Consider the following 23,766-nt stretch of genomic DNA (forward strand, 5'->3'; position numbering starts at 1 on the left):
GGTTTCAGCGCACTGCATCAAATCTTCCACCCGTGGTGGATCGCGACCAGCCCGCCCAGCATCGGCTCGACCCCGGTCTGCACGAAGCCCGCGTCGCGGATCATGCCTTCGAAAGTCGGCATGTCGGGGAAACGGCGAATCGATTCGATCAAATAGCGATAGCTGTCGGCATCCTGCGCCAGCAACTTGCCGAGCTGCGGCACCACCTTGTGGGAATAGACGTCATAGACATCGGCGAAGCCGGGCCACAGCGTGGTCGAGAACTCCAGGCAATAGAAGCGCCCGCCGCGGCGCAGCACGCGGTGCGCCTCGCGGAGCGCCTTGGGGATGTCGGTCACGTTGCGGATACCGAAGGCGATCGTATAGGCGTCGAAAAAGCGGTCGGGGAAGACCAGCGTCTCGGCATTGGCCTCGGTCCATACCAGGCCATCAATGCCGCGCTTGGCGGCGCGTTCCATGCCGACTTCCAGCATTTGCGGGTTGATGTCGGCGACGGTCACGCTCGCGCCCGATTCGGCCAGGCGGAAGGCGATGTCGCCGGTGCCGCCCGCCATATCGAGGATCTGCTCGCCCGCGCGCGGCTTCACGCGGCGGACGAAGCGATCCTTCCACAAACGGTGCATCCCGCCCGACATCGCGTCGTTCATGATGTCGTAGCTGCGCGCCACGCTCGAAAACACGCCGCCGACGCGCGCGGTCTTTTCGGTGGCGGGGATGTCTTCATAGCCAAAGGAGACGGTGCCGGGGGCGGTATCGGAGCCGGATTGGGTGTCGGTCATGCCGCCCGCTCTAGCCGAGCGAAGCGGCGGCGCAAACCACTGCATGGCGGATGGGTCAAATTGTCACGTGGCGGCGATTCCTGTTCGCGCCTTCGCGTCTTCGCGTGAGAAAGAAGGCGCATTGCCCGCGAAGGCGCGAAGGAAGGACGTGTCATCAGCCAGAGCGCGGGCTGTCGTTGACCCCTGGCACCGTTCGGGCGAAAGCGGGGAATGCCTGAGCTCCCCGAAGTCGAAACCACCGTGCGCGGTCTGCGGCCCGTGCTGGAGGGGCAGCGCATCGCGCTGGTCCAGCTCCGCCGCCCGGACTTGCGGCACCCCTTTCCGGCCGATCTCGGCCAGCGTCTGACCGGGGCGACGGTCACCGGGCTTAGCCGACGCGCCAAATACGGGCTGATCGAAACCGATCGCGGCGACACCATGGTGTTCCATCTCGGCATGTCGGGGCGTTGGCGCGTCGACCCCAGCGAGGTGCTGCCGCACGATCATTTGATTCTCGAAACCGCGACGCAGCGGTTGGCGCTCAACGATGCGCGGCGCTTCGGCTCGGTCGATCTGCTGGCGACGACCGCGCTCGCCGACTTTCCCGCCTTCAAGGCCTTGGGGCCGGAGCCGCTCGGCCCCGAGCTGACCGCCGCGTACCTGCACGCGGCGCTTGCCGGGCGGATCGCGTCGATCAAGCTGCTGTTGCTCGATCAGCGAATCGTCGCCGGGCTCGGCAACATCTATGTCTGCGAGGCGCTCCACCTTGCGGGCATTTCGCCCAAGCGCGGCGGGGGCGAGCTGTCGCGCGCCAAGCTCGAGCGACTCGTCGCGGCGATTCGGTCGGTGCTGCTCTCCGCGATCGAGGCAGGCGGATCGACCCTGCGCGATTATGCGCGGCCCGATGGGGAACTCGGCTATTTCTCCAAGCAATTCCTGGTCTATGGCCGCGAGGGGGAGCCCTGCGCGTGCGGGGGCACCGTAGCGCGCTATGCCGAGGGCGGGCGCTCGACATTTTGGTGCCCAAAGTGCCAGCGGTGATTGACCAGCGCGCACGTTCTCGCTAAGGCGCACGGCTTCCGGGGCCGGGAGCTTTCTCCCGCCCTTTCTTATTTGCAGAATCAGAGGGCTTCATGGCGAACACGCCACAGGCGAAAAAGCGTATCCGTCGTAACGCCGCGCGGACACTGGTAAACGGCAACCGCACCGGTCGCATCCGGACTTTCGTCAAGAAGGTCGAGAATGCACTGGAAGCAGGCGACAAGGCCGCAGCGACCGCCGCGATGGCGCTGGTCCAGCCCGAGCTGATGCGCGGCGTCGCCAAGGGCGTGCTGCACAAGAACACCGCCAGCCGGAAGTTCTCGCGTCTGACCAAGCGCCTCTCCGCGCTGGCCTGATTCCCGCTGATTTTGCGGTAAAAACGCCCGCTGGATGCAAATCCGGCGGGCTTTTTGTCGTCGGCTGCGGAACCGCATCGCTTCCATCCCATCGCCGCGCGTTGTGCACGGAACGTTTCGGGACCCCGCGAACCCCAATTTACCGGAACCCACGGATTCACCGCGATTCGCAAAAACGACACGAAAGTGTAACGACAATATCTGTTGTGAATCAGATACTTATAAGAAATTTGACGCGAATCCGTGGCTAGATACGAGTCAATCCAGATTATTTCAAAAATCTGACAGGGGCAGGCCTTGATCGACTCGCTGCGATCTTCATAACTGGCCCTCCAACGCGCAGACCGAGCGTCTCGCGACTCAATTCGAATGGCAACGTCATGCAGGCGGTGATTCCGGCTGTGGGGGGCTTTGTCTGTGCAGTTCCGGCGGCGCGGTCTTTCACCGCGCTGTCAAACAAAGGTTTTTGGTGTGGTCGTAACGTTGAACAGGGGGGCGAGCGCAGACGGCACCAGCATGGATGGCGTGCAGCCGGACGGTTCGGTGGCCCGCGCCTGGGCCACTGTGCGGGCGCATTTGCGGGAATCGGCGGGCGCGCGGTTGTTCGATCAGTGGCTCAAGCCGATGACGCTGCTGCCCGGCGTGGATGCTGAGTCGGTGCGCCTCGCGCTGCCGTCGGCGTTCATGACCAATTGGGTCCGCAACCATTATGCCGATCGCTTGCTGCAGGAGTTCCGCGCGGTTCTGCCGACGGTGCGACGCGTCACGATCGAGACGGGTTCTGCCACCGCAGCACCGGCCCCCGCCGTGCTTACGGTCGATTCGCTGCCGGCTGCGGTGGAAGCGCCCGTGGTGGTCGCCGATCGCCCGCCGCTCGACCCGCGCTTCACCTTCGACCGCTTCGTCGTCGATTCGTCCAACATGGTCGCGTTCAACGCGGCGCGCGCGCTGGCCGAGCCCGGCGTGCCGCGCTTCAGCCCGCTGTTCCTCCACAGCGGCACCGGGCAGGGCAAGACGCATTTGATGCACGCAATTGGTGCTGCCTATCTTGCGGCGGTGCCCGGCGCTCGCGTGCTGCTGATGTCGGCCGAGCGCTTCATGTTCGATTTCGTCCAGGCGCTGCGCAACCGCGACACGCACAGCTTCAAGACGCGGCTGCGCTCGGCCGATCTGCTGCTGGTCGACGATCTGCAATTCATCGCGGGCAAGGATTCGACGCAGGAAGAGTTCTTCCACACGATCAACGAAGTGATGGGCGCGGGCAAGCGGCTTGTGATCTCGGCCGATCGCTGCCCGCAGGGGCTCGACGGGGTCGAGGCGCGGATCACTTCGCGGCTGTCGTGCGGGCTGGTGGCCGACATCAAGGCACCCGATCTGGCGCTGCGCCGTGCGGTGCTGGCGCGCAAGCTGGTCGACATGCCGGGGGCGAAGGTGCCCGCCGACGTGCTCGATCTGCTGGCATCGCGCATCACCGCCAACATTCGCGATCTCGAAGGCGCGCTCAACCGCGTCGTCGCTTATGCGCAGCTGACCGGGGTCGAGATCGACCTCGACTTCGCCGTGGCGACGCTGGGCGACGTGCTGCGCGGGGCGGAACGCCGCGTAACGATCGATGAGATCCAGAAGGCGGTGTCGGCGCATTTCGAGCTGAAGCCGGTCGATCTGGTCTCGGCCCGGCGCGCGGTGGTGGTGGCACGGCCGCGCCAGATCGCCATGTACCTCGCCAAGCGCCTGACGACGCGCTCGCTGCCCGAGATCGGCCGTAAGTTCGGCGGGCGCGACCATTCGACGGTGATCCACGCGGTGCGCCGCATCGAGGAACTGCGCGACACCGATCGCGAAATCGATACCGCCGTGCGCTATTTGCTGCGCGAGCTGGAGGGCTGATCGCTTAACCTCCCTCTCCCAACGGGAGAGGGAAGGGGCCCGCCGCTTTAGCGGTGGTAAGGGTGAGGGCGACTTTGCGGGAGCTGCACCCGGCTCACCCTCACCCTTCCGCGGCTTCGCCGCTCCCTCCCTCTCCCGCTGGGAGAGGGATTTTGTGGCGACGGTCGGCCTGCGGCGAAGGTTACACCTGCAACCCAACCGCCGCCTGCGCCGCCGCCAACGTCGGTGCCGCCAGCACACTCGCGCGCGCCGCGCCCTCGGCGAGCACCGCGCTCACCGCCGCACGATCGTCGAGCAACGCGGTCAGCCGCTGGCGAATCGGCGAGAGCGTCGCCACCGCCAGATCGGCGAGGGCAGGCTTGAACGCGCCGAAGCCTTGCCCTGCGAACTGCGCCAGCACCGCATCGAGCGTCACGCCCGCAAGCGCTGCATAGATCGTCACCAGGTTGCGCGCCTCAGGCCGTTCGGTGAGGCCGGCGACTTCGCCCGGCAAGCCATCGGCATCGCTCTTGGCCTTGCGAATCTTGCCCGCGATGGTGTCGTCGTCATCGACCAGGTTGATCCGGCTGGCGTCGGACGGATCGGACTTGGACATTTTGGCGCTGGCATCGCGCAAGCTCATGATGCGCGGGGCGGCCTTGGAGATGAACGGCTCGGGCAGCGTGAAGGTGTCGCCATAATCGGTGTTGAACTTCACCGCGATGTCGCGCGCCAGTTCGAGATGCTGTTTCTGATCCTCGCCGACCGGCACGTGCGTCGCCTGGTAGAGCAAAACGTCGGCGGCTTGCAGCACGGGGTAAGTGAACAGCCCGACGCTCTGGCTCTCGCCCTTCTTGCCCGCCTTGTCCTTCCACTGCGTCATGCGGCCGAGCCAGCCCATCCGCGCGGTGCCGCCGAGGATCCAGTGGAGCGCGCTGTGCGCAGGCACGCGCGCCTGGTTGAACAGGATCGCGCGCTTGGGGTCGATGCCGCAGGCGAGCAAGGTGGCGGCCATTTCGGTGGTGTGGGCGTTGAGCTCGGCCGGGATGACCGGCTGCGACAATGCGTGGAGATCGGCCAGGAAGAACAGGCAGTCGTCGCCTTCCGGCATCGCGTCTTGCATCGCCACCCATTGCTTGATCGCGCCGAGATAGTTGCCGAGGTGGAGGTTGCCGGTTGGCTGGATGCCGGAGACGACACGCATATGCTTATTCCTGGGCGGGCTTGGGGGTGGAGGTGCCGCGCCGCCGCATCAGCGCCTTCAGGTCCGCGATGCGATAAGCACCGGTGACGAAACAGGCCACGCCATAGACCGCGCTGCCTGCGCCGACCAGTACGCCAAGCGCGGCATAACGCACGATCAGCGCGCCACCGAGATAGGGGGTGAGCAGCCGCTCGAACGCAAACACCGTCGCGCCCATCAGTAATGCTGCGAGCAGCAGGCGCGGGACCTTGCGGCGCAAAGCGCTGTCCGCCGCGAAATGGCCGCGCTCGACCAGCGTGCGATAGAGCATGGCGACATTGACCGTCGAGGCGAGCGCGGTGGCGAGCGGCGGGCCGACATGGCCGATCAGCGGGATCATAATGAGGTTGCCGACGATGTTCACCGCAATCGAGAGCATCGCATAGCGCACCGGCGTCCTGGTATCGCCGCGCGCATAATAACCGGGCGTCAGCACCTTCACGAGCACATAGGAGGGCAGGCCGACCGAGAAGGCGCTGAGCGCCCAGCCGCAGCGGCGCGCGTCGATCGCGGTGAAATGCCCATATTGGAACAGCCCGCGCACGATCGGCTCGGCGGCGACCATGAAGGCGACGGTGGCGGGGAGGGTGAGGAACAGCGCCAGCTCGATCCCGCGATTCTGCGTCTCCATCGCGGCGGCATCCTGCCCGGTCGAGAGCAGGCGCGACACTGTCGGCAACAGGATCGTGCCAAGCCCGATGCCGATCAGCCCGAGCGGCAATTGGTTCAGCCGGTCCGCATAATAAATGTACGTGATCGAGCCCGAGGCGAGCAGGCTGCCCGCGAGCGAGGTCGAGATCAACAGATTGATCTGCGACGCGCCCGCGCCCGCCGCAGCGGGGACGATCAGCCGCAGCATCTCGCGCACATCGGCGTCCAAGCGCGGCAGCCGCAGCCGCATATCGACCCCGGCGCGGTGGCACGCCCATAGCAGCCACAGCAGTTGCAGCACGCCGCCGACCGTCACCGAAATCGCCTGCACGCGCGCGGTCTGATAGACGTCGGTGCCGTGGAAGAACCACAGCCCCGCGATCATGGCGAGATTGAGCAGGATCGGGGCGGCCGCATTGACCCAGAATTTGTCGAGCGAATTGAGGATGCCCCCCAGCAGCGACGCCAGCGATATCAGCGCGAGATAGGGCAACGTGATCCGCGACAGCATCACCGCAAAGGCGAATTGCTCGTGGGTCGGATGCTGGCGGGCGAAACCGCCCGAAAGCAGCCAGGTGATCGGCCAGGCCGCCAGGATCAGCGCGCCGGTGAACAGGATCAGGATCGGCAGCAACACCGCCAGCGCGCGCTCGGCGAAGCGATAGCCGCCGGCAATGCCGTCCGGCCCGGCGGCTTTCTTGTTGAACATCGGGATGAAGGCGGCGGAAAACGCGCCCTCCGCGAACAAAGCGCGGAACATGTTGGGCAGACGGAAGGCGACGCCATTGAACGCGTCCGATGCAAACCCCGCCCCGACGTAACGGGCGGCGAGCGAATCGCGCACCAACGCCAGCACCCGGCTGGCCAGCGTGAGGCCGCCGATCGAGCCGAGTGATTTGACGAGGTTCATGGCGCTGTCTTCACAAAAACAGCCCCCGCATCCGGACTGGGAGATCGGGGGCTGAAAGGGCCCTTAGGCGGTGCCGAGCGTCTCGCCAATGCCGCCTTCGGCCGCTTCCTGCTGCTGCAGGAAGACGCTGGCGAAATCGATCGGCTCGAGCAGCAGCGGCGGGAAGCCGCCGTCACGGATGGCGTCGGCCAGCACGCGGCGCGCGAACGGGAAGATCAGGCGCGGCGCTTCGGCCAGCAGGAACGGCTGGAGATGCTCTGCCGGGAAATTGCGCAGGCCGAACAGCCCGGCATAGGAAAGGTCGACGAGGAAGGCTACGGTGCCCTCTGCTTCGGCCTTCACTTCGATACGCAGCACGATTTCATAGACATCGTCGCCGACCTGGGCCGAAGCGATGTTGAACTGCACGTCGATGGCGGGCGCGGTCGGGTTCTGGAAAATGGCCGGTGCGTTCGGATTCTCGAACGACAAGTCCTTCACATATTGCGAGATGAGGCCGGCCGCAGGCGCGGTGTCCAGGCCATTGCCATAGGGGTCGGTCGTCGGAACCGTGGTGGTGATGAAGCCGTCGTCCTGCTCGCTCATGGAACTCGTCCTTACCCTGATCGTATAAGCGCCACACTTCCGTGGCGTGGTCGAAAGCGCGCGCCTAGCAGGGGGGGGCAGCGAGTTCAACTCGCCGGAGACGCTCGTCTTATTGCATGATTTGAATCCTTGGCGCGTTAGGCCTATGTACTGCATCTGTTGAAAGCCCCGGAGGCCGCGTGTTCCTGACCGTCATTCTCGTAATGCTGACTGCGTTTCTGGCGCTGAACCTGTATCGGGTGCTGGGCAAACGCACGGGTCACGAACAGCCCTTGCCCAAGCCGACCGAGGAACGTGCTCCGCTGACGGTGGTGCAGCGCCCGGTCGAGGCGATCGGCGAAGCGCGTGAACCGATCAGCCGCAATGTCGAGCCCAAGGCCGAAGCGGGTATCCGCGCGATCATCGCTGCCGACTCCACCTTCGACGTCTCGCGTTTTCTCGGTGGCGCGCAGGGTGCCTATCGCATGATTTTGGAGGCGTTCTGGAAGGGCGACGAGGAACAACTCGCCTGGCTTGCCGAGGATTCGGTGCGCGATGCCTTCACCAGCGCGATCCTGGCGCGTGACACTGCGGGCCATGTGCTGGACAACCGGCTCGTGTCGATCGAGCGTGCGGTCATTGCCGACGCGTCGCTCGACGGCAAGGTTGCGCGGATCACGGTCCGCTTCGATGCCGACATCGCTGCGGTGACGCGCGATGCCGAGGGTAACGTGATCGCGGGCTCGATGACCGATGCGGTTGAGACGCATGATGTTTGGACCTTCGTGCGCACGCTCAAGAGCAGCGACCCGAATTGGAAGCTCGCCGACACCGACGAGGCATAACGCCAATGCGGGGGGCATTTACCGGGCTGCCGATTGCGTTTGCCGTCTTGCTCGCCGGGTGCGGCGGTCACGTCGAACGCCCCCGTCCGGTCGCCAACCGTCCTGCACCGGTGCGCAAACCCGTCGCCGCCACCCCGATCGCGCCGCAGCCCGTTGCGCCGGTGGCCGCCGGCACGGCGACCGCCGCCAGCGCGGGCGTGATCGCAGGTCCGCCTGTCTACACGCTCCCCATCGACGAAGCCGCTGCGGCGCGCGCTCTGGTGGCTTTTCAGGCCTCCTGTCCGTCGCTGTTGCGCCGTACCGATGTTTCCGGCCTGACCCGCAGCAGTGACTGGGCTGCGGCGTGCGGGGCCGCGCCAGGCGTCCGCCGGGGCGAGGCACGGGCGTTTTTCGCCGAATATTTCGAGACGGCGCAGGTCGGCGACGGCAAAGCCTTTGCCACGGGCTATTACGAGCCCGAAATCCGCGCCGCGCGCGAACGGCGGCGCGGCTATGACGTGCCGATTTACGCGCGACCGACCGACCTGGTCGATGTCGATCTCGGCCAGTTCAGCGATACGTTGAAGGGCAAGAAGATCCGCGGCCGCGTCGATGGGCGCAGCTTCATCCCCTATGACGATCGTACCGCGATCGAGACCGGCTCGCTCGCCGGGCGCGCGCCGATCCTTGCCTGGGCGGCCGATCCGGTCGAGTTGTTCTTCCTGCAGATCCAGGGATCGGGGCGGCTGCGCTTGCCCGACGGTTCGGTAATGCGGATCGGCTATGACAATCAGAATGGCCGCGATTACACCGGCATCGGCACGCTGATGAAAAAGCGCGGCTTGCTCGGGCCGGGGCAAACCTCGCTGCAGGGCATGTCGCAATGGTTGCATGACCATCCCGATCAGGGCCGCGACATCATGCGCGAAAACAAGAGCTATGTGTTCTTTCACGAACAATCCGGCTCGCCGATGGGCGCGTTGGGCGTTGCGGTCACCGGCGGGGTGAGTGTCGCGGCCGATCCGCATTTCATCCCGCTGGGGGCCCCGGTCTTGCTCTCGATGGATCGCGCCGACGCCAGCCGCCTGTGGATCGCCCAGGATACCGGCGGCGCGATCAAGGGGGCCAATCGCGTCGATACCTTTTGGGGGGCAGGCCCCGATGCCGAGGCCATCGCCGGGGGCATGACCGCGCGCGGCACCGCCTTTCTCTTGTTGCCGACGGGCACTCTTCAGCGACTGGCTGGCGCGCGCGTGTCTGGTGAGAGGCCCGATGGGAACGCGTCACCTCAGTTCTGACGAAGCGGCGTTGTGGGCGCGGGTGATGGCCGGGGTACGCCCTTTGGCCAAAGCCGCGCCGACGGTGCCAGCGACGGGCTCCAAAACCGCGCGGGCAGCGGCACCGGTGCCCGTGGCCCCGCCGGTCACGGCACCGCCTGCCAAGCGCGTCGTCGGCCGCATCCCACCGCCGCCGGTTCCCAAGCCCGCACGCGCTGCCGCCAACAGCGCCAACACGCTGGACGGCACCTGGGACAAGCAAATCGCCCGAGGCCTCGTTTCCCCCGATCGCACAATCGATTTGCACGGGCATACGCTGCAATCCGCCTATAATGAACTGGACGGCGCGCTCGACGCGGCGATCCGGGCCGGGGACCGCACGATCCTGCTGGTCACCGGAAAGCCGCCGCGCCCGACCAGTGAGCGTCCGCACGCGCGCGGGGCGATTCGCGCGGCGACCGGCGACTGGCTGGCCGGGTCGCGCCACGCCGACGCGATTGCGGCGGTCCGCGCGGCACATCCGCGCCACGGTGGGAACGGTGCGCTCTACATCGTGCTGAAACGCGCGCGGAGTTCGCGAAAGTCTTAACCTTTGGCTGTCATCGTCTTGGACAAGCCAGTGCGTTTCGCACCACGCTGCCAGGAGCCAACGATATCGCGATGGAAGGCGTTACGCTCAAAAGCCGCGCAATCGTGTTCGCGATGTGCTCCGGGGCGGTCGCTTTTATCCTTGCGCTCGCCGCGACATCGTCGGGCGGCGTCGAAATCAGCAACATCTCGCGTGCGCTGATCCCGGCGATCGTGTGTGCGGTAATGTGCTGGGCGTCGACCGAGCGCAGCATTGCCGGGACGGCGTCGGCGATCGACGCTGCCATCGCGCGTCTGGCGCAGGCGGCGCAGGGCGATCTCAGCGACCAGATCCCCCCCGAAATCGCGACGAACGTGCCCCAGCTCGCTACCGCGATGCATGGCTTGTTCGCGCAGTTGAACGCCAATCTCGATAGCGTCCAGCGGCTGGCGATGTTCGATCCCGTGACCGGGCTTGCCAATCGCACCAACTTTCGCCGGACGTGCGAGCGGCTGTTATCGACGATGCCGACGGGCGCGGGCGGCGCGCTGTTCTTCATCGATCTGGACCGCTTCAAGGCGGTCAACGATACGATGGGCCATGCCTGTGGCGACATGCTGCTGGGGATGGTTGCCAACCGCCTGCGCGCGGTCGCCGACAGCGTCGCGCTGCCCGAGGCCGGGTCGGCCCCGCTGATCGGTCGGCTGGCGGGCGACGAGTTCACGATGTTCTTCGCGCAGGTCGATTCGGCGGACGCGGCCCGGATCGGGCGTGCGGTCCTGTTCGCGCTGGCCGAGCCGTTCGATCTGGCGGGCACCGATATCGCGATCGGCGCGTCGATCGGCATTGCGCTGCGCCCCGACCATGGCGAAACGCTGACCGACCTGATGCGCGCCGCCGATGCCGCGATGTATCACGCAAAAAGCAGCGGCCGCGGCCGCGCCGAGCACTTCTCGGCCGAGCTGGCCGCGCAGATCACCGAGCGCGCGGGGCTCGAAAGCGCGCTGCGCGACGCGATCGACCGCGATGAATTCGCGCTCGTCTTTCAGCCGCAACTCCGCATCGGATCGGGGCAGATCGTCGCCGCCGAAGCGCTGTTGCGCTGGCGGCACCCGCAGGACGGCCTGCGCCTGCCCGGCACTTTCCTGCCGCGCGCCGAGGAAACCGGGCTGATCGTCGAGATCGGCGACTGGGTCGTGCACAGCGTCGCCGAGACGATCGCGCGCTGGAGCCGGATGGGGATCGAACACCGCCTCGCCGTCAACGTGTCGCCGCGTCAGCTCGACCATGCCAGCTTCTTCCGCCGCCTGCGTGCCGCGATGCACCGCGTCGATGCACCCGCGCGGCTGCTCGAACTCGAAATCACCGAGACACTCGCGATGCACTGCAGCGACGAAGTGCTCGAGGCGATCGCGCTGCTGCGCGCCGACGGTGCGACCATCGCGATCGACGATTTCGGCACCGGCTATTCCAGCCTGCCGCGCCTGCGCGCGCTCCCGCTCGACCGGATCAAGCTCGACCGCAGCCTGATCGAACATATCGCCGCGGACGCCGATGCACGCATCATCGCACAGGCGGTGATCGGGCTGATCCACGGCCTTGGCTGCCAGGCGGTCGGCGAGGGGGTCGAGACGCAGGCGCAGGCCGATATCCTGCGTATCATCGGCTGCGACGTGATCCAGGGCTATGCCATCGCCCAACCGATGAACGAAGCCGCCTTTCTCGCCTGGAGCAAGGGCGAAGTGCGCTGGGCGGCGGTCGGCTGAACCGCGCACCCGCGCAACGACCGCACGCTGTCCTACAATAACCATATCGGTTAAATACGCGGACATGCAGAACCTCGTCCCCACCGCTCGCCCGGTGCTCGCGTTCGAGCCCGTTCCCCGCAAATATCGCTATGACGGCTGGACGCCCGAGCGGCAGCGCGGCTTCATTGCCGCGCTCGCCGAAACCGGGTCAGTCACCGCCGCCGCCCGGCGCATCAACATGAGCGCGGAGGGGGCCTATTACCTCCGCCGACAACCGGGGGCAGACGGCTTCCGCGCCGCCTGGCTCGCCGCGCTGGATCACGGGGTGCAGCGCCTGGTCGATGTCGCGATCGAACGCGCGATCGAGGGCGTGCCCGTCCCGGTCTTCCACAAGGGCGAGCAGGTCGGCGAACGCCGTTGGTATAATGACCGGCTGACGATGTTCATCCTGCGCCACCATCTGACCGATCGCTATGGCGGGCCCGGCCTCGCCCCTGGCACGCGCAACCGCGCGACGATCGAGCGCGAGGCCGCCGAGAATTGCCCGGTGTGCAAGGCGCGCAATCCCGCATACATGTCCGATGCGGACCGCGCGCGCGCCGGTGCCGAGCGCCACGACGATTTCATGCGGCACTACACCAATAAGGTTAAGGCCGAGCGCCAGGCGCGCTTGCGCGGCGACATCGTCGCGGCCGATTTCGCCCTGCGCCAGTTGACCGAAATCGAGTTCATCTTCTGCGTGATCGATCGGCCCGAAGCGATCGTCGCGTTCTGGAACGACATGTTCCTGCATCTCGACGATCCCGACCCGGCGGCGGGCACCGAGGATTCCTTCGAGGCGCGGCGCGCCTTGCTCAAACAGGCGCGCGAGGCGGTGTGGGCGCAGGACGCCATGCTGCGTCCCGCGCCGATGACGCGGCGCGGCCTGTCGAGCGCCATTGCCGGCGGCGCAACGCTCGACGCGCGTGGGGCAGCCCGAAAGGAAGCCTGCACCCAAATGGCCGCCGCCCAAGCGCAATGGGAAGCCGCCGCGACCGAGGAGGGCTGGCGGGTTTGGTGTGCGGGGGAGGGGGGGGCGGAGGGATCGGGGGCAGGAGTTATGGATTGAGTTGGGCCGGGAGCGGACTAGCGGGTTCCGGGGGACTGCTGGCTTAGCGGACGTTCAGCGAGCCAAAACGGTTATGGCAGTTTTCGACAAACATACGGCGTTCTGTAGCAGAAACAAAAACGGCGGCGCCTCCTAAGATCGGTCATTCCAATGCCATAAAGCTGCGGTGCCGCAATGCGCCATTTTGTGCCGTTCAGGCCGACGTTTCAAAATTCCTGAAACTGGCCGCTCGCCCGGAATTCCGCGTGCCTTCCGAATTGGTGGAAACCATACTAAGAGCAATTGGGAGTGCATTCGGGTCAGCGGAGTTTAGGATTATGAACGTCGAAGTTGATTTGGGCGACCCTTATGAGATCGACGATGTTCTATTGCCCGAAGACAAACGTGACCCTGACGAATTTCTCGCTCAGAATGCATTTCGAATTGTATATCAGACGAATAACTTTTTGCTGCCGCAAATCCGGGACATGATTGAGCGACGCGAAGCGATCAATCTTCACCCAGAGTATCAGAGGCGTCTTCGCTGGAATCCAACCCAGAAATCGCGGTTGATAGAATCGCTTCTGCTGAACATTCCCGTCCCTCCCGTCTTCTTCTATGAAAGCGAAGCTGCTCGTTACGAAGTTATGGATGGACAACAGCGATTAAACACGATCAACGATTTTTTTTCTGGAGCATTCCCTCTCAGCGGCCTGAAGGTTCTGACGCCATTGAATGGCGTTCGCTATCCTCGCGCATCGCCTCGTGTAAAGCGGACGCTTGAACGCGCAAATCTTTCGGCAATCGTGTTACTCATGGAGAGCGAGTCCGAGCGACCAGCACAGGGAAAGCTATCACTCACAGATATTCGCCGTTTGGTGTTTGATCGATTAAACACTGGAGGCATGAAGCTAAATCCTCAAGAACTGAGAAATGCTCAAAATCCTGGCCCGTTCAATGAGACGATCGTATCCCTCAGCAGATACGCTCTTTTCACAGAAGTTTTTGGGATACCAGCATATACTGAAGCCAATCCAGAGGACTATTATGTAAATCCTGAAAGGCAAAAAAATAGTCTTTATAGTAGCATGAAAGATTGCGAACTTGTTCTTCGTTACTTTGCTCTCAAAGATGTAGGAAACATTCGCGGATCTATGAAAGCGATGCTAGATCGAGCCATGGAAATCAAGATGTCTCCTGAAGAGGCGAAGGAGGCGGAGGAGAAGTATAAGTCAAGATTTGCATTTTTATATAATTTGTTTAATTCTAATCCTTTTGTTCTTAAATCATCAACAGATGGCAAAGATCGTGTTTCTGCCGCTGTTTACGATGCTGCAATGGTGGCAGCCGATCGGCTCTTGGATCGTTGGGATGATATTATCTCGGACAGAGACAATGTCCTCAAAAGGATGTCCTCCGCTAACGCAGATGAAGACAAATATGAAATACTAGTCGGAAGGGGCAATACGGCAGAATCGGTTCGAGAAAGAATAGACCTTATGCAAAAAATCTTGCTTCCGGTATGAGGTCTATATGGAAACCGTATTTGACGTAATTTCGGATGATTTCTTATCTGATCTCGACGCAATATCTGACCTTATCGGCTTGGTAGCAAACGGAGGTGGATCGTCGAAATCCAGGGTTGCTTCAATAAATTCTGCAACCCTTTTGCTTGCAGCCACATTTGAGGAGCTCATCCGAGAAATGGGTCGGCAGTTTGCACGTGAGATCGTTTCGCGAACGGAAAATGTAGCGGATTTGCCTCGTAAGTTGATCGCTACAGCTTGGAGGCGAGGATTAGAGGACATGGCTCGTGCCAAAATCGATACGGGCGGCACATCCACGCCTCTCCTACACATCGCTACGGATGCAAGGTCTGAATTCGATGCGATATGTAAATTTCTGGAAGGGGACAGATCTCAGAATATTTACAAGCACATTGCTCACAACGACAATAATATGCGTCCCGACCAAATCAATACGATATTTAAAATATGCGACCTAAACAATATTTGCAGTAAGATTTCGGAGACGGAATTTCTAAAGCATCATTTAGCTGAAGATGATGGCGCGCGCGCGCATTCAAAATTTTTGACTGCACTCAACGATTTCATGGAAAAAAGAAATGGCATTGCGCATAGCCTGAATCCTGGAAATTCCGCGAGTGCGGAACAGTTTCTCGAAGACGTGAACTTGTTGCGCTCCGTATCGCTTGCAATGGCAGCCTGCCTTCCAAGCCATCTTCCTTAAAGCCGAAGGTTCAAACCCGCAAACGCAGAATTGAAGGCTAAATGTCTCGTCACATTGATGACTCGCGACCGCGCTAGTCACACCAGCTCAAGCTATCGAATTAAGGTGATTTGAACCGGACGGCCTGAAATCCGCCGGTCATTCGCTTACAGCGCCCTTGCTTCTCCCCCGCACAAATTTCCGGTGTTGGTTAAGGAGGCGACGTTCGCGGGAGGGCCGCGAAAGACGGCTTCGTCCCAGCTCCGGACCTTCATAGGCGCGCTACGGCGAGCGCGCATGAACGGCGGCTTTTAGAGGACACGGATAGATGCGCTGAACGGCGACACTTGGTCGCGTAGCGACCAAACAAATTCTAACCGGCGTCCCCCCCCAGCGCGCTACCCCTCATCCCCCATCCGCAGCGCCGCAATAAACGCCTCCTGCGGAATGCTCACGCTGCCGTACTCGCGCATCTTCAATTTGCCCTTCTTCTGCTTGTCGAGCAGCTTGCGCTTGCGGCTGGCGTCGCCGCCATAGCATTTCGCGGTCACGTCCTTGCGCATCGCGCTGATCGTTTCGCGCGCGATGACCTTGCCGCCGATCGCCGCCTGGATCGGGATCTTGAACAGATGGCGCGGGATCAGTTCCTTCAAGCGCTCGACCATGCCGCGCCCGCGCACTTCGGCGGTGCCGCGGTGGACGATCATCGACAGCGCATCGACCGGCTCTTCGTTGACGAGGATGCTCATCTTGACGAGATCGCCCTCGCGCTTGCCGATCTGGGTGTAATCGAAGCTGGCATAGCCCTTGGAGAGCGACTTCAGCCGATCATAGAAATCGAACACGACTTCGTTGAGCGGCAGCTCATAGGTCGCCTGTGCGCGGCCGCCGACATAGGTCAGGTCCTTCTGGATGCCGCGACGGTCCTGGCAGAGCTTCAGCACGCTGCCGAGATATTCGTCGGGGACATAGATCACCGCCTGGATCCACGGCTCGGAAATGCTTTCGATCTTGTTGGGATCGGGCATGTCGGCGGGGTTGTGCAGCTCGATCGTGCCGCCGCCATGCGTCAGCTCGAGCTCGTACACCACCGACGGGGCGGTGGTGATGAGGTCGAGATCGTACTCGCGCGTCAGGCGCTCCTGGATGATTTCGAGGTGGAGCAGCCCCAAGAACCCGCAGCGGAAGCCGAAGCCCAATGCGGCGCTGGTTTCCATCTCGAAGGAGAAGCTTGCGTCGTTGAGGCGCAGCTTGCTGATGCTTTCGCGCAGCTTCTCGAAGTCGTTGGCGTCGACCGGGAACAGGCCGCAGAACACCACCGGCTGGACTTCCTTGAAGCCCGGCAGTGCCTCGGCGGCGGGGCGCTTGGCGTCGGTGATGGTGTCGCCGACGCGGGTCTGCGCGACTTCCTTGATCTGCGCCGTAATGAAGCCGATTTCGCCGGGGCCGAGATCGGTCAATTGCTCGATCTTGGGGCGGAAGCAGCCGACGCGATCGACCAGATGCAGCGTACCGGCCTGCATGAACTTGATCTGCTGGCCTTTTTTCAGCACGCCCGCCATCACGCGCACCAGGATGACGACGCCGAGATAGGGGTCGTACCAGCTATCGACCAGCATGGCTTTGAGCGGCGCATCGGCATCGCCCTTGGGCGGCGGGATGCGGGTGACGATCGCTTCGAGGACTTCGGCGATGCCGATCCCGGCCTTGGCGCTGGTCAGCACCGCCTGGCTGGCGTCGAGGCCGATCACTTCCTCGATCTCGGCCTTGACCTTTTCGACGTCGGCGGCGGGAAGGTCGATCTTGTTGATGACGGGCACGATCTCATGGTCATGCTCGATCGACTGATAGACGTTGGCGAGCGTCTGCGCTTCCACGCCTTGCGCAGCATCGACCACCAGCAGCGCGCCTTCGCACGCGGCGAGGCTGCGGCTGACTTCATAGGCGAAGTCGACATGGCCCGGCGTGTCCATCAGGTTGAGGGTATAGTCGATCCCGTCCTTGGCGGTGTAGCTGAGCCGCACCGTCTGGGCCTTGATGGTGATCCCGCGTTCTTTCTCAATGTCCATATTATCAAGAACTTGCTCGGACATTTCGCGGTCGCTGAGGCCGCCGGTCGCTTGGATCAGGCGATCGGCAAGCGTCGACTTGCCATGATCGATATGGGCGATGATGCTGAAATTGCGGATGGTCTGAAGAGGGGTCACGAATTCGCCCGGCTGAATGCTGCGGAAAGGAAACGCGGCCCATAGCATCGCCAGCGCGCGGGCACAAAGCCCGTCATCGTCGCGGTGATCTCTATGCCGCCCATCGCAAATCGGATATCGAGCCAGCGTAACGACTCTAAGCGGGGGCAGAGCATGTCGAAAATCGTGACCGGAATGGCGATGGCAGCGATCGTCGGGAGCATGCCGATGCAGGTCGCCGCGCAGCGACTGGCCAAGCCCTCGGGCACCCAGAAGCTGCAAGAAGCGACGATGAACGACGTGCCGCGTTGCGCGCGCAAGCATGGCACGATCTCGATCGTCGACGGCGACGATTCGCGCGGCTGGACGCAATACAACCTCGCGCCGCCGCAGAAGCTGCTCAAGGTGCTGGTGCAGCGTTCGGGCTGCTTCAACATCGTCGATCGCGGCAGCGGCTTGCAGGCAGCACAGCGCGAGCGCGATATCGGCGGCGATCTCGGGCTGCAGCGCGGTTCCAATGTCGGCCAGGGCCAGATCAAGGCCGCCGACTATGTCCTCCAGGCCGAAGTGCAGGGTGCCAATAGCAACGCTAGCGGCAGTGGTGTCGCAGCCGGGCTCGGCGGTCTGATCGGCGGACCGATCGGCGGAATCGTCGGCGGCGTGCGCAGCCGCAAGATGGAAGCCAATGTCGTGCTGTCGATCACCAATGTGCGCACCACTGAAACGCTCGCGACCGAGGACGGCTATGCCGCCAAGAACAGCCTCAGCTTCGGCGGCGGTGGCGGCGTATTCGGCGGCGTCGCAGGCGGCGGGGTGATCGGCGGCGGCTATGACAATACCGATATCGGCCGGATCGTAACGCTGGCGTTCATCCAGGCCTATTCGAAGCTGGTCAACGATCTCGGCTACGTGACGCCGGGTGACACCGGCACGGCTGAAGCCGCTCCGGCCAAGACCTTCACCGCGCAAGGCCCGCTTGCCTTGCGCTCGACCGCCAGCGCCACCGGCCGCGTGCTGCGCACCTTGCCCTCCGGTGCGATCGTCTACCCGACCGGCAACAAGAATGGCCTGTGGTGGGAAGTCGCCGACGAAAATGACAATGTTGGCTGGGTGCTCAACACCAAGCTCGCGCCGTCGCGCTAACGGACGGGCTGGCGGCGGCGGGGGCGGCAGGCTAGGGTGACGGACCGTTTTAGGAGACGCCGCCATGAAGTTCGCCATCCCGCTTGTCGCCGCCAGCCTCGCTTTTGCTGCAGCCACGCCCGCCGCTGCCGCGCTGAAGGTTGGCGATACCGCACCGAATTTCACCACCGAAGCCGCGCTTGGCGGCAAGACGCATAGCTTTACGCTGGCGACCGCGCTCAAGAAGGGGCCGGTGGTGCTGTATTTCTTCCCCGCCGCCTTCACCTCGGGCTGCACCGCTGAGGCACATGCCTTTGCCGAGGCGGCGGCCGATTTCGAGAAGCAGGGTGCCACGCTGATCGGCCTGACGGCGGGTAATGCCGAGCGAATCAAGGAATTCTCATCGGTCGAATGCCGCGATAAATTCCCGGTCGGGCTCGCCACGCCTGCAACGATCTCGGGCTATGACGTCGCGCTGCCGCAAAAGGCCGGCTGGACCAACCGCACCTCCTATGTGATCGGCACCAACGGCAAGATCGCTTACGTGCTGTCCGAGATGAAGCCCGAGGGGCACATCACCGGGACCTTGGCGGCAGTGAAGGCGCTCAAAGCGAAGAAGGGCTGAGCGAGGCGGGATTGGGAGTGGCGGGGCGCACCCCGACCGAGGCGAGCGCAGCGAGCGCCGCCGCGAGACGGTCGGGGCCGCGCCCGCCCACAAGCACATAGGCCAGGCCGCGCCGCTCCAGCTCGGCACGTGACAGGTCGAAGAAGCGCTGCCGCTCCGCCGTGCTGCCGAACAGGCGCGTACCATCGTCGATCCACGGTAAGTCGATGTCGAGCAGCAGGTACAGGTCGGCGGTGTTGTGCCACGCGTCGAACCACGGGTCGCGGGTGCCGAACAGCATGTCGGCCCACACCGCCGTCATCAGCGGATCTGTATCGAGGAATAAAGGGTCAGCACCGGTAGCGCGCGCGGCCTGTGTCATCGCATCGTGCGTTTGGGCAATCTCGACCAGATCGGCCATGGTGAAATCGGTGCCGTGCTGTTCGGCGAAGGTGCGGCCATATTCGGGGACGAACACCGTCGCATAATGCGCGGCAAGCTGTTCGATCAGCGTCGATTTGCCCGTGCTTTCGGGCCCGTGCAGGCAAATCACGGTCATGCGGTGGCGGTCCGTCGCGCGACCCGCTGCCAGTCGAACAGACCCCAGATCGCCAGTGCCAGGAAGATCGCGTAGAGCAGCATCGTCAGCCACAATCCCTTGGCGGCATAGAGGCCGACCGAGCCGATATCGACTGCGATCCACAGCCACCAGCTTTCGACCACACGGCGCGATTGCAAAATCTGCGCGGCGACGCTCATCGCAGCAAGCGTCGCATCGGCCCAGGGGAAGGAGGCGTCGGTGAAGCGGTGCATTGCATATCCCCACAGCGCCGCTGCGGCCAGACACCCGATCGTCCAGGTCAATCGAGCGCGGTTCGTCAAAAGCCCGACCGTCACTTCACCCGCAGCCGCGCGGGCGCGGGACCAGTTCCACCAGCCATAGATTTGCACGACGAAGAAAAACACCTGCAGCAAAGCATCGCTGTAGAGTCGTGTATGGAGAAAGATGACCGCGTAGAGAGTGACCATCGCGAGGCCGAAGACATAGTTCCAGATGCTGCGCAAAACGACCAGCGTGACATTGGCCAGTCCGAGCAGGAACGCGACAATTTCGAGAGCGGTCATGGCGCGGAGCGGTAGCAGTGGGAGATGCCACGCGTCGAGCATGGATGCGCAAAGGGCCGCCCGGTCACCCGAACGGCCCGCTGGCTTAACGCGATATCCCGCTCAGAAGGCGATCTTGACCGTCGCGCGGTAGCTTTGGTTGGAGATGTCGGTCCGACCGGCGGTCGTATCCGCCCCGATGGACAGCGTGACGTCCTTGGTCGCGTAGGACAGGCCGCCGCCGATCTCGCCCCAGTCTTTGTCTTGCGCAGCCAGTGCGAAGGATGCGTTGGGGCCAACGCCGCCGACGAAATTCGCACCGAAGGCGCTCGGCTGGTCGCGGAACGCATGCACATAATAAGCGGACAGATAGGGCTTGAGGATCTTGCCGCCGCTCAGGTTGACACCGCCCAATGCCTGAACGCTGTTCGAGGGTAGCGGCGCGATCCGCAGCGCGGTGCCCCCGCCGGTCTCATTCGTACCCGCCCAGTCGATCTGCCCTGCGCGCAGTGCGGCGCGCGGCGTGATCTTCAGGCCGCCCCCGACGCTTATGTCATATCCCAGCCCGAGCTGCGTCGAATAGGTCAGCGAGCTTTCGTGCCCACGCAGCGTGAAGGGCGTTCCGACCAGGGAAACGCTGCGGCGCGTTGCCGTATCGAGGAAGCCCAGGCTCGCCTGAACATCGAACGTGAGCGGCCCTGCAAGCGCGATTTTGCCATAGGCGCTGGTCTGGAACAGGTCCGCCCGGGCATATTGGCCGCCGGTCGTGGAGCCGCTCGCGTTGGTGTAGGAGAAGGACATGCCGACGGCGGTACGGCTGTCGAGTTCGCCTTCGATGCCGCCGACGACGTAGAACCCGTCAAAGGTGTCGCGCGCGCCGAGCGGAACGGCGGTGGGCATTGGGCGGCTGTTGCCGTTGAGATAGCCTGCCGCGATGTACCCGTTGACGGTTTCGGGCAGCTTGCCCGGGCGCAGCGCTGTATCGTTTGCAGCGAGGGCAGCGCCACTGGCGACGACATCTCCCGACGCGCGGCTCGCCGCGAAGACGAGCGGATTGCCGATGATCGCGAGCGTCCCGTCAAGGTCGCCATGATCGAGATTGGCCAGGCGGGTGGCGGTGAACCGCTGCATATTGTCCACCGCGAGCGTGCCGAGCGCGCGCTTCAGCGTCTGCTCGCGCGGGGCAAGGCTGTCGAGCGTACCTTGGATCGTGGCCGCGTTCTGCAGATCGAGCGGGCCATAAACGCCGGCATAGGTGTTGTAGATGCTGCGGTTCTGATCGAGCAATTGCGCATAAGCGCGCTGCACCGGCGAACTGCCAACGACGTTTGCATACAATCCAGCGTCGATCGCCACCTGCACCGCATTGGCGGAATAGATGAAGCGCGGGGTGAGGATCGCGCTGAGCGCGGTCGGGGCCGCATAGGTGCCGGTCACGCCGCCTTGCGCGGTCAGGATCGTATAGACATCGCCATAGCGAATCGTGTGGCCCGCGACGGGCGCGAAGCCAACGATGCCGCCAACGCTCGCAGCACCTGTGACCGCGAGTTTATCGGAGGTATTTGCCGGTCCAAGGTCGATGAACTGCACCGTTCCCGAGGACAGGATCAAATTGCCGCCGAAGGTGATGGTGCCAATGGTACCGGCCGTGCCGGGCATGATCATGCCGCTCACGCTGGTGAAGAACGGCGCGTTGAAGCGCCCCGCACCGGTGATACCGCCGGTCAGCAACAGATAGTCGCCAACCGAGGTGACCGTGCCGTTATTGGTGACGAGACCTTGCAATTGATTGATGTTGATCAGGCTGGTCAACGAAGCGCCGCTGTTGACGGTCAGTTTGGCGGCAGTGCCATTGAGCGTTAGGCGGTCGATCGTCACGGCCGATCCGAGCGTGGTGGTGCCGGCCGCGGCCAACGTCACGTCGAAATAGCGTGCGTTGATCTGATTCACCGAGTCGGGATTGATATTGTTCGGCACGAAGTTGGTTGCCCCGGGCAAGCCATTGGCGAGCGTCGCGGCGGGGAGGGCGGTCGAGCTGGCGGTGGTGCCGGGAACGGGGTTGGTGACCGCGACGCCGTGGTCGTAATAGACGCCGGTTTTCACGTCATAGCAGACGTCATAGGCGAAATTGGGTTCCTGATCGCAGATCTGGCCGAATTTGCCCGATGTACCGGTGGTGCCCTGACCTGCCGTGGTGGGCACGCCGTTGACCAGCGCGCCGTTGACGATGACGTTATAGGCGGGATCGAGGTTGGTCACCCAATGCGTTGGGTCCGTCCAATTGCCGTCGCCCGCAAGCGTGCTGACATAGCGATATGGGTTCGCTGCGGCGATATAGTCCCAATACAGATAAAGCGGCTGGTAGAAGGCGCTGGTGCCGTAGCTGCCCGAGGGCTGCGCATTGGAATAGCGCGACCCGCCCGACAGCACGGCGATCACCAGTTGTTTGGCATAGGTGCGGTCGAGGATCAGCGGACCACCCGAATCGCCCGGGCCGGTGATTCCTTCTCCAGGCAGGGCGTTATCCTTGAAGATATTGAAGTCGAAACCGTTGGTGCGGCTGTTCGGTGCTCCGCTGCTGTCGAAGTCGATCTGATAGAGATTCTGGGGGCGACCCCGTGGCGCGATGCCGAACAGGCCGATATCGATATCGTCGAGCGACCCGAGCAAGCCCAAATAATTCTCTGCCAAGCGCCGCCGATAGTCGACGCCGACCGAAGCGCCGCTGGTCGCGGTCCCGGTATTGCCATAGCCGGCGATGGCCACGTGATAGCCGGTGCCGGTCGTGTCGCTGATCGAGGTGGGGGCGGGCAGTGCAGAGAATAGCAGCGCCCAGGTCGGCACATTCGCTGCGGGCGTATCGAGCGAAGCGACGGCGACGTCTGCCTGCAGGAAGTTGTTTGCCAGCCCCAGATCAAGCGAGTGCGCGTTATATTGCACCTGATTGACGTTATAGAGATAGTCCGTGATCGAGGTCAGATACTTGGCACCGCCCGCGGTGCCATTGAGCCAGTGCCCGAAAGCCGAATTGCCCGCGAGATTGTTGTTCGTCTGAAAGCCGAACGCGATCGGCAACTGGCCAGTACCGGTGCCGTAACCCCAGGGGTTCATAGCCGTGCCCGTCGGGCTCTCATTGACGCAGTGCGCCGCGAAAATGACGGTGCGCGGGTTGATCAGCGTGCCGGTGCACAGGCCGATAAAGCCGTTCTTCTGATCGATGATCATCTGCCCGATGCCGGTGACGTTGGTCGGGTCGCGGTCGGTCACCGATGTGCCGGGCGGCGCGATGACAATGCTGGGATCCGAAACGGGCGGCACCGCGATATTGGTCTGCGGTTCAAGAACGTAGCTCGCAGGGCCGACACCCACCGGTGTGTCGTTGAGCGTAGCGGCCTGCGTCGCGCCAGCGGCGACAAGCGACCAAGTTGCGGCGGACGCGAGAAGGACTGCTCGCGCAGCAGGCGCACGTTTACCAAGCTCGACCATGATAGACTCCCCCGTTTGGCGCTGCCCCTGCCGCGCCGTATTGGGAGGGAGGCTAAATACCCGTTATCAAAAGCTCAAGGCGTGGAAGGCCCGTAACGGGCGCATTTTGTAATATTTCAAGATAATTACAGCGTGTTGCGCT

General features: G+C 63.5%; 20 protein-coding genes. 12 read left to right on the forward strand and 8 right to left on the reverse strand.

The window, feature by feature from the left end:
* Nucleotides 1-17: 17 nt before the first annotated feature.
* Nucleotides 18-779 (reverse strand): class I SAM-dependent methyltransferase, encoded by a 762-nt coding sequence (locus ACP7BL_RS09515; protein ID WP_126847567.1) that lies wholly within the window; start codon nucleotides 777-779, stop codon nucleotides 18-20.
* A 210-nt stretch (nucleotides 780-989) separates the two neighbouring features.
* Here ACP7BL_RS09515 and mutM point away from each other — a divergent pair, with 210 nt between their 5' ends.
* The 3 genes from mutM to dnaA all read left to right on the forward strand — a co-directional run bounded on the left by mutM (nucleotide 990) and on the right by dnaA (nucleotide 4,042).
* A complete protein-coding gene (mutM, locus tag ACP7BL_RS09520) occupies nucleotides 990-1,799 on the forward strand; it encodes a bifunctional DNA-formamidopyrimidine glycosylase/DNA-(apurinic or apyrimidinic site) lyase (RefSeq protein WP_426258191.1) in 810 nt (269 codons plus the stop codon).
* A gap of 92 nt (nucleotides 1,800-1,891) precedes the next feature.
* A complete protein-coding gene (gene rpsT / locus ACP7BL_RS09525) occupies nucleotides 1,892-2,155 on the forward strand; it encodes a 30S ribosomal protein S20 (protein WP_033966658.1) in 264 nt (87 codons plus the stop codon).
* A gap of 516 nt (nucleotides 2,156-2,671) precedes the next feature.
* Nucleotides 2,672-4,042 (forward strand): chromosomal replication initiator protein DnaA, encoded by a 1,371-nt coding sequence (gene dnaA / locus ACP7BL_RS09530; RefSeq protein WP_426258246.1) that lies wholly within the window; start codon nucleotides 2,672-2,674, stop codon nucleotides 4,040-4,042.
* A gap of 181 nt (nucleotides 4,043-4,223) precedes the next feature.
* Here dnaA and trpS read toward each other — a convergent pair whose 3' ends face one another.
* The 3 genes from trpS to secB all read right to left on the reverse strand — a co-directional run bounded on the left by trpS (nucleotide 4,224) and on the right by secB (nucleotide 7,410).
* Complete coding sequence (gene trpS, locus ACP7BL_RS09535) at nucleotides 4,224-5,225, reverse strand: tryptophan--tRNA ligase (RefSeq protein ID WP_426258192.1); 1,002 nt, start codon at nucleotides 5,223-5,225, stop codon at nucleotides 4,224-4,226.
* A 4-nt stretch (nucleotides 5,226-5,229) separates the two neighbouring features.
* Nucleotides 5,230-6,825, reverse strand: coding sequence for a murein biosynthesis integral membrane protein MurJ (gene murJ / locus ACP7BL_RS09540; RefSeq protein WP_426258193.1), 1,596 nt, complete (start codon nucleotides 6,823-6,825; stop codon nucleotides 5,230-5,232).
* A 63-nt stretch (nucleotides 6,826-6,888) separates the two neighbouring features.
* Nucleotides 6,889-7,410, reverse strand: a complete 522-nt coding sequence (secB, locus tag ACP7BL_RS09545; protein ID WP_126847559.1) for a protein-export chaperone SecB — start codon at nucleotides 7,408-7,410, stop codon at nucleotides 6,889-6,891.
* A 179-nt stretch (nucleotides 7,411-7,589) separates the two neighbouring features.
* Between secB and ACP7BL_RS09550 the strand changes: the two genes are divergently transcribed.
* From ACP7BL_RS09550 to ACP7BL_RS09580, 7 genes are all read left to right on the forward strand, one after another.
* Nucleotides 7,590-8,234, forward strand: coding sequence for a Tim44/TimA family putative adaptor protein (locus tag ACP7BL_RS09550; RefSeq protein ID WP_033966848.1), 645 nt, complete (start codon nucleotides 7,590-7,592; stop codon nucleotides 8,232-8,234).
* 5 nt (nucleotides 8,235-8,239) lie between these two features.
* Nucleotides 8,240-9,511: a murein transglycosylase A gene (gene mltA / locus ACP7BL_RS09555; RefSeq protein ID WP_426258194.1), complete on the forward strand. Its 1,272-nt coding sequence runs from the start codon at nucleotides 8,240-8,242 to the stop codon at nucleotides 9,509-9,511.
* Complete coding sequence (locus ACP7BL_RS09560) at nucleotides 9,486-10,079, forward strand: Smr/MutS family protein (RefSeq protein WP_426258195.1); 594 nt, start codon at nucleotides 9,486-9,488, stop codon at nucleotides 10,077-10,079. Before mltA ends, ACP7BL_RS09560 begins: the two co-directional genes overlap by 26 nt.
* Before the next feature lie 71 nt (nucleotides 10,080-10,150).
* A complete protein-coding gene (locus ACP7BL_RS09565) occupies nucleotides 10,151-11,824 on the forward strand; it encodes a putative bifunctional diguanylate cyclase/phosphodiesterase (protein ID WP_426258196.1) in 1,674 nt (557 codons plus the stop codon).
* 64 nt (nucleotides 11,825-11,888) lie between these two features.
* Nucleotides 11,889-12,914: a hypothetical protein gene (locus ACP7BL_RS09570; RefSeq protein ID WP_426258197.1), complete on the forward strand. Its 1,026-nt coding sequence runs from the start codon at nucleotides 11,889-11,891 to the stop codon at nucleotides 12,912-12,914.
* Between the two features lie 317 nt (nucleotides 12,915-13,231).
* The gene (locus ACP7BL_RS09575) at nucleotides 13,232-14,419 is read left to right on the forward strand and encodes a DUF262 domain-containing protein (RefSeq protein ID WP_426258198.1); all 1,188 of its coding nucleotides are present in this window, start codon (nucleotides 13,232-13,234) and stop codon (nucleotides 14,417-14,419) included.
* 7 nt (nucleotides 14,420-14,426) lie between these two features.
* Nucleotides 14,427-15,143, forward strand: a complete 717-nt coding sequence (locus ACP7BL_RS09580; protein ID WP_299112683.1) for a HEPN domain-containing protein — start codon at nucleotides 14,427-14,429, stop codon at nucleotides 15,141-15,143.
* 377 nt (nucleotides 15,144-15,520) lie between these two features.
* Here the strand turns inward: ACP7BL_RS09580 and lepA are convergent, their stop codons facing one another.
* Nucleotides 15,521-17,329, reverse strand: a complete 1,809-nt coding sequence (lepA, locus tag ACP7BL_RS09585) for a translation elongation factor 4 (protein ID WP_299112685.1) — start codon at nucleotides 17,327-17,329, stop codon at nucleotides 15,521-15,523.
* Between the two features lie 153 nt (nucleotides 17,330-17,482).
* Here lepA and ACP7BL_RS09590 point away from each other — a divergent pair, with 153 nt between their 5' ends.
* Nucleotides 17,483-18,451: a CsgG/HfaB family protein gene (locus tag ACP7BL_RS09590; RefSeq protein ID WP_426258199.1), complete on the forward strand. Its 969-nt coding sequence runs from the start codon at nucleotides 17,483-17,485 to the stop codon at nucleotides 18,449-18,451.
* 64 nt (nucleotides 18,452-18,515) lie between these two features.
* A complete protein-coding gene (locus ACP7BL_RS09595; RefSeq protein ID WP_299112689.1) occupies nucleotides 18,516-19,055 on the forward strand; it encodes a redoxin domain-containing protein in 540 nt (179 codons plus the stop codon).
* On the opposite strand, the gene ACP7BL_RS09600 is transcribed toward ACP7BL_RS09595, so the two are convergent.
* The 3 genes from ACP7BL_RS09600 to ACP7BL_RS09610 all read right to left on the reverse strand — a co-directional run bounded on the left by ACP7BL_RS09600 (nucleotide 19,036) and on the right by ACP7BL_RS09610 (nucleotide 23,624).
* Nucleotides 19,036-19,593, reverse strand: coding sequence for an AAA family ATPase (locus ACP7BL_RS09600; protein WP_126847538.1), 558 nt, complete (start codon nucleotides 19,591-19,593; stop codon nucleotides 19,036-19,038). The genes ACP7BL_RS09595 and ACP7BL_RS09600 overlap by 20 nt on opposite strands.
* The gene (gene pnuC, locus ACP7BL_RS09605) at nucleotides 19,590-20,159 is read right to left on the reverse strand and encodes a nicotinamide riboside transporter PnuC (protein WP_126847536.1); all 570 of its coding nucleotides are present in this window, start codon (nucleotides 20,157-20,159) and stop codon (nucleotides 19,590-19,592) included. Before pnuC ends, ACP7BL_RS09600 begins: the two co-directional genes overlap by 4 nt.
* A gap of 102 nt (nucleotides 20,160-20,261) precedes the next feature.
* A complete protein-coding gene (locus tag ACP7BL_RS09610; RefSeq protein ID WP_426258200.1) occupies nucleotides 20,262-23,624 on the reverse strand; it encodes an autotransporter domain-containing protein in 3,363 nt (1,120 codons plus the stop codon).
* Nucleotides 23,625-23,766 lie beyond the last annotated feature (142 nt).

The organism is Sphingomonas sp. DC1600-2 (genome assembly GCF_049897605.1).
Lineage (GTDB): Bacteria > Pseudomonadota > Alphaproteobacteria > Sphingomonadales > Sphingomonadaceae > Sphingomonas.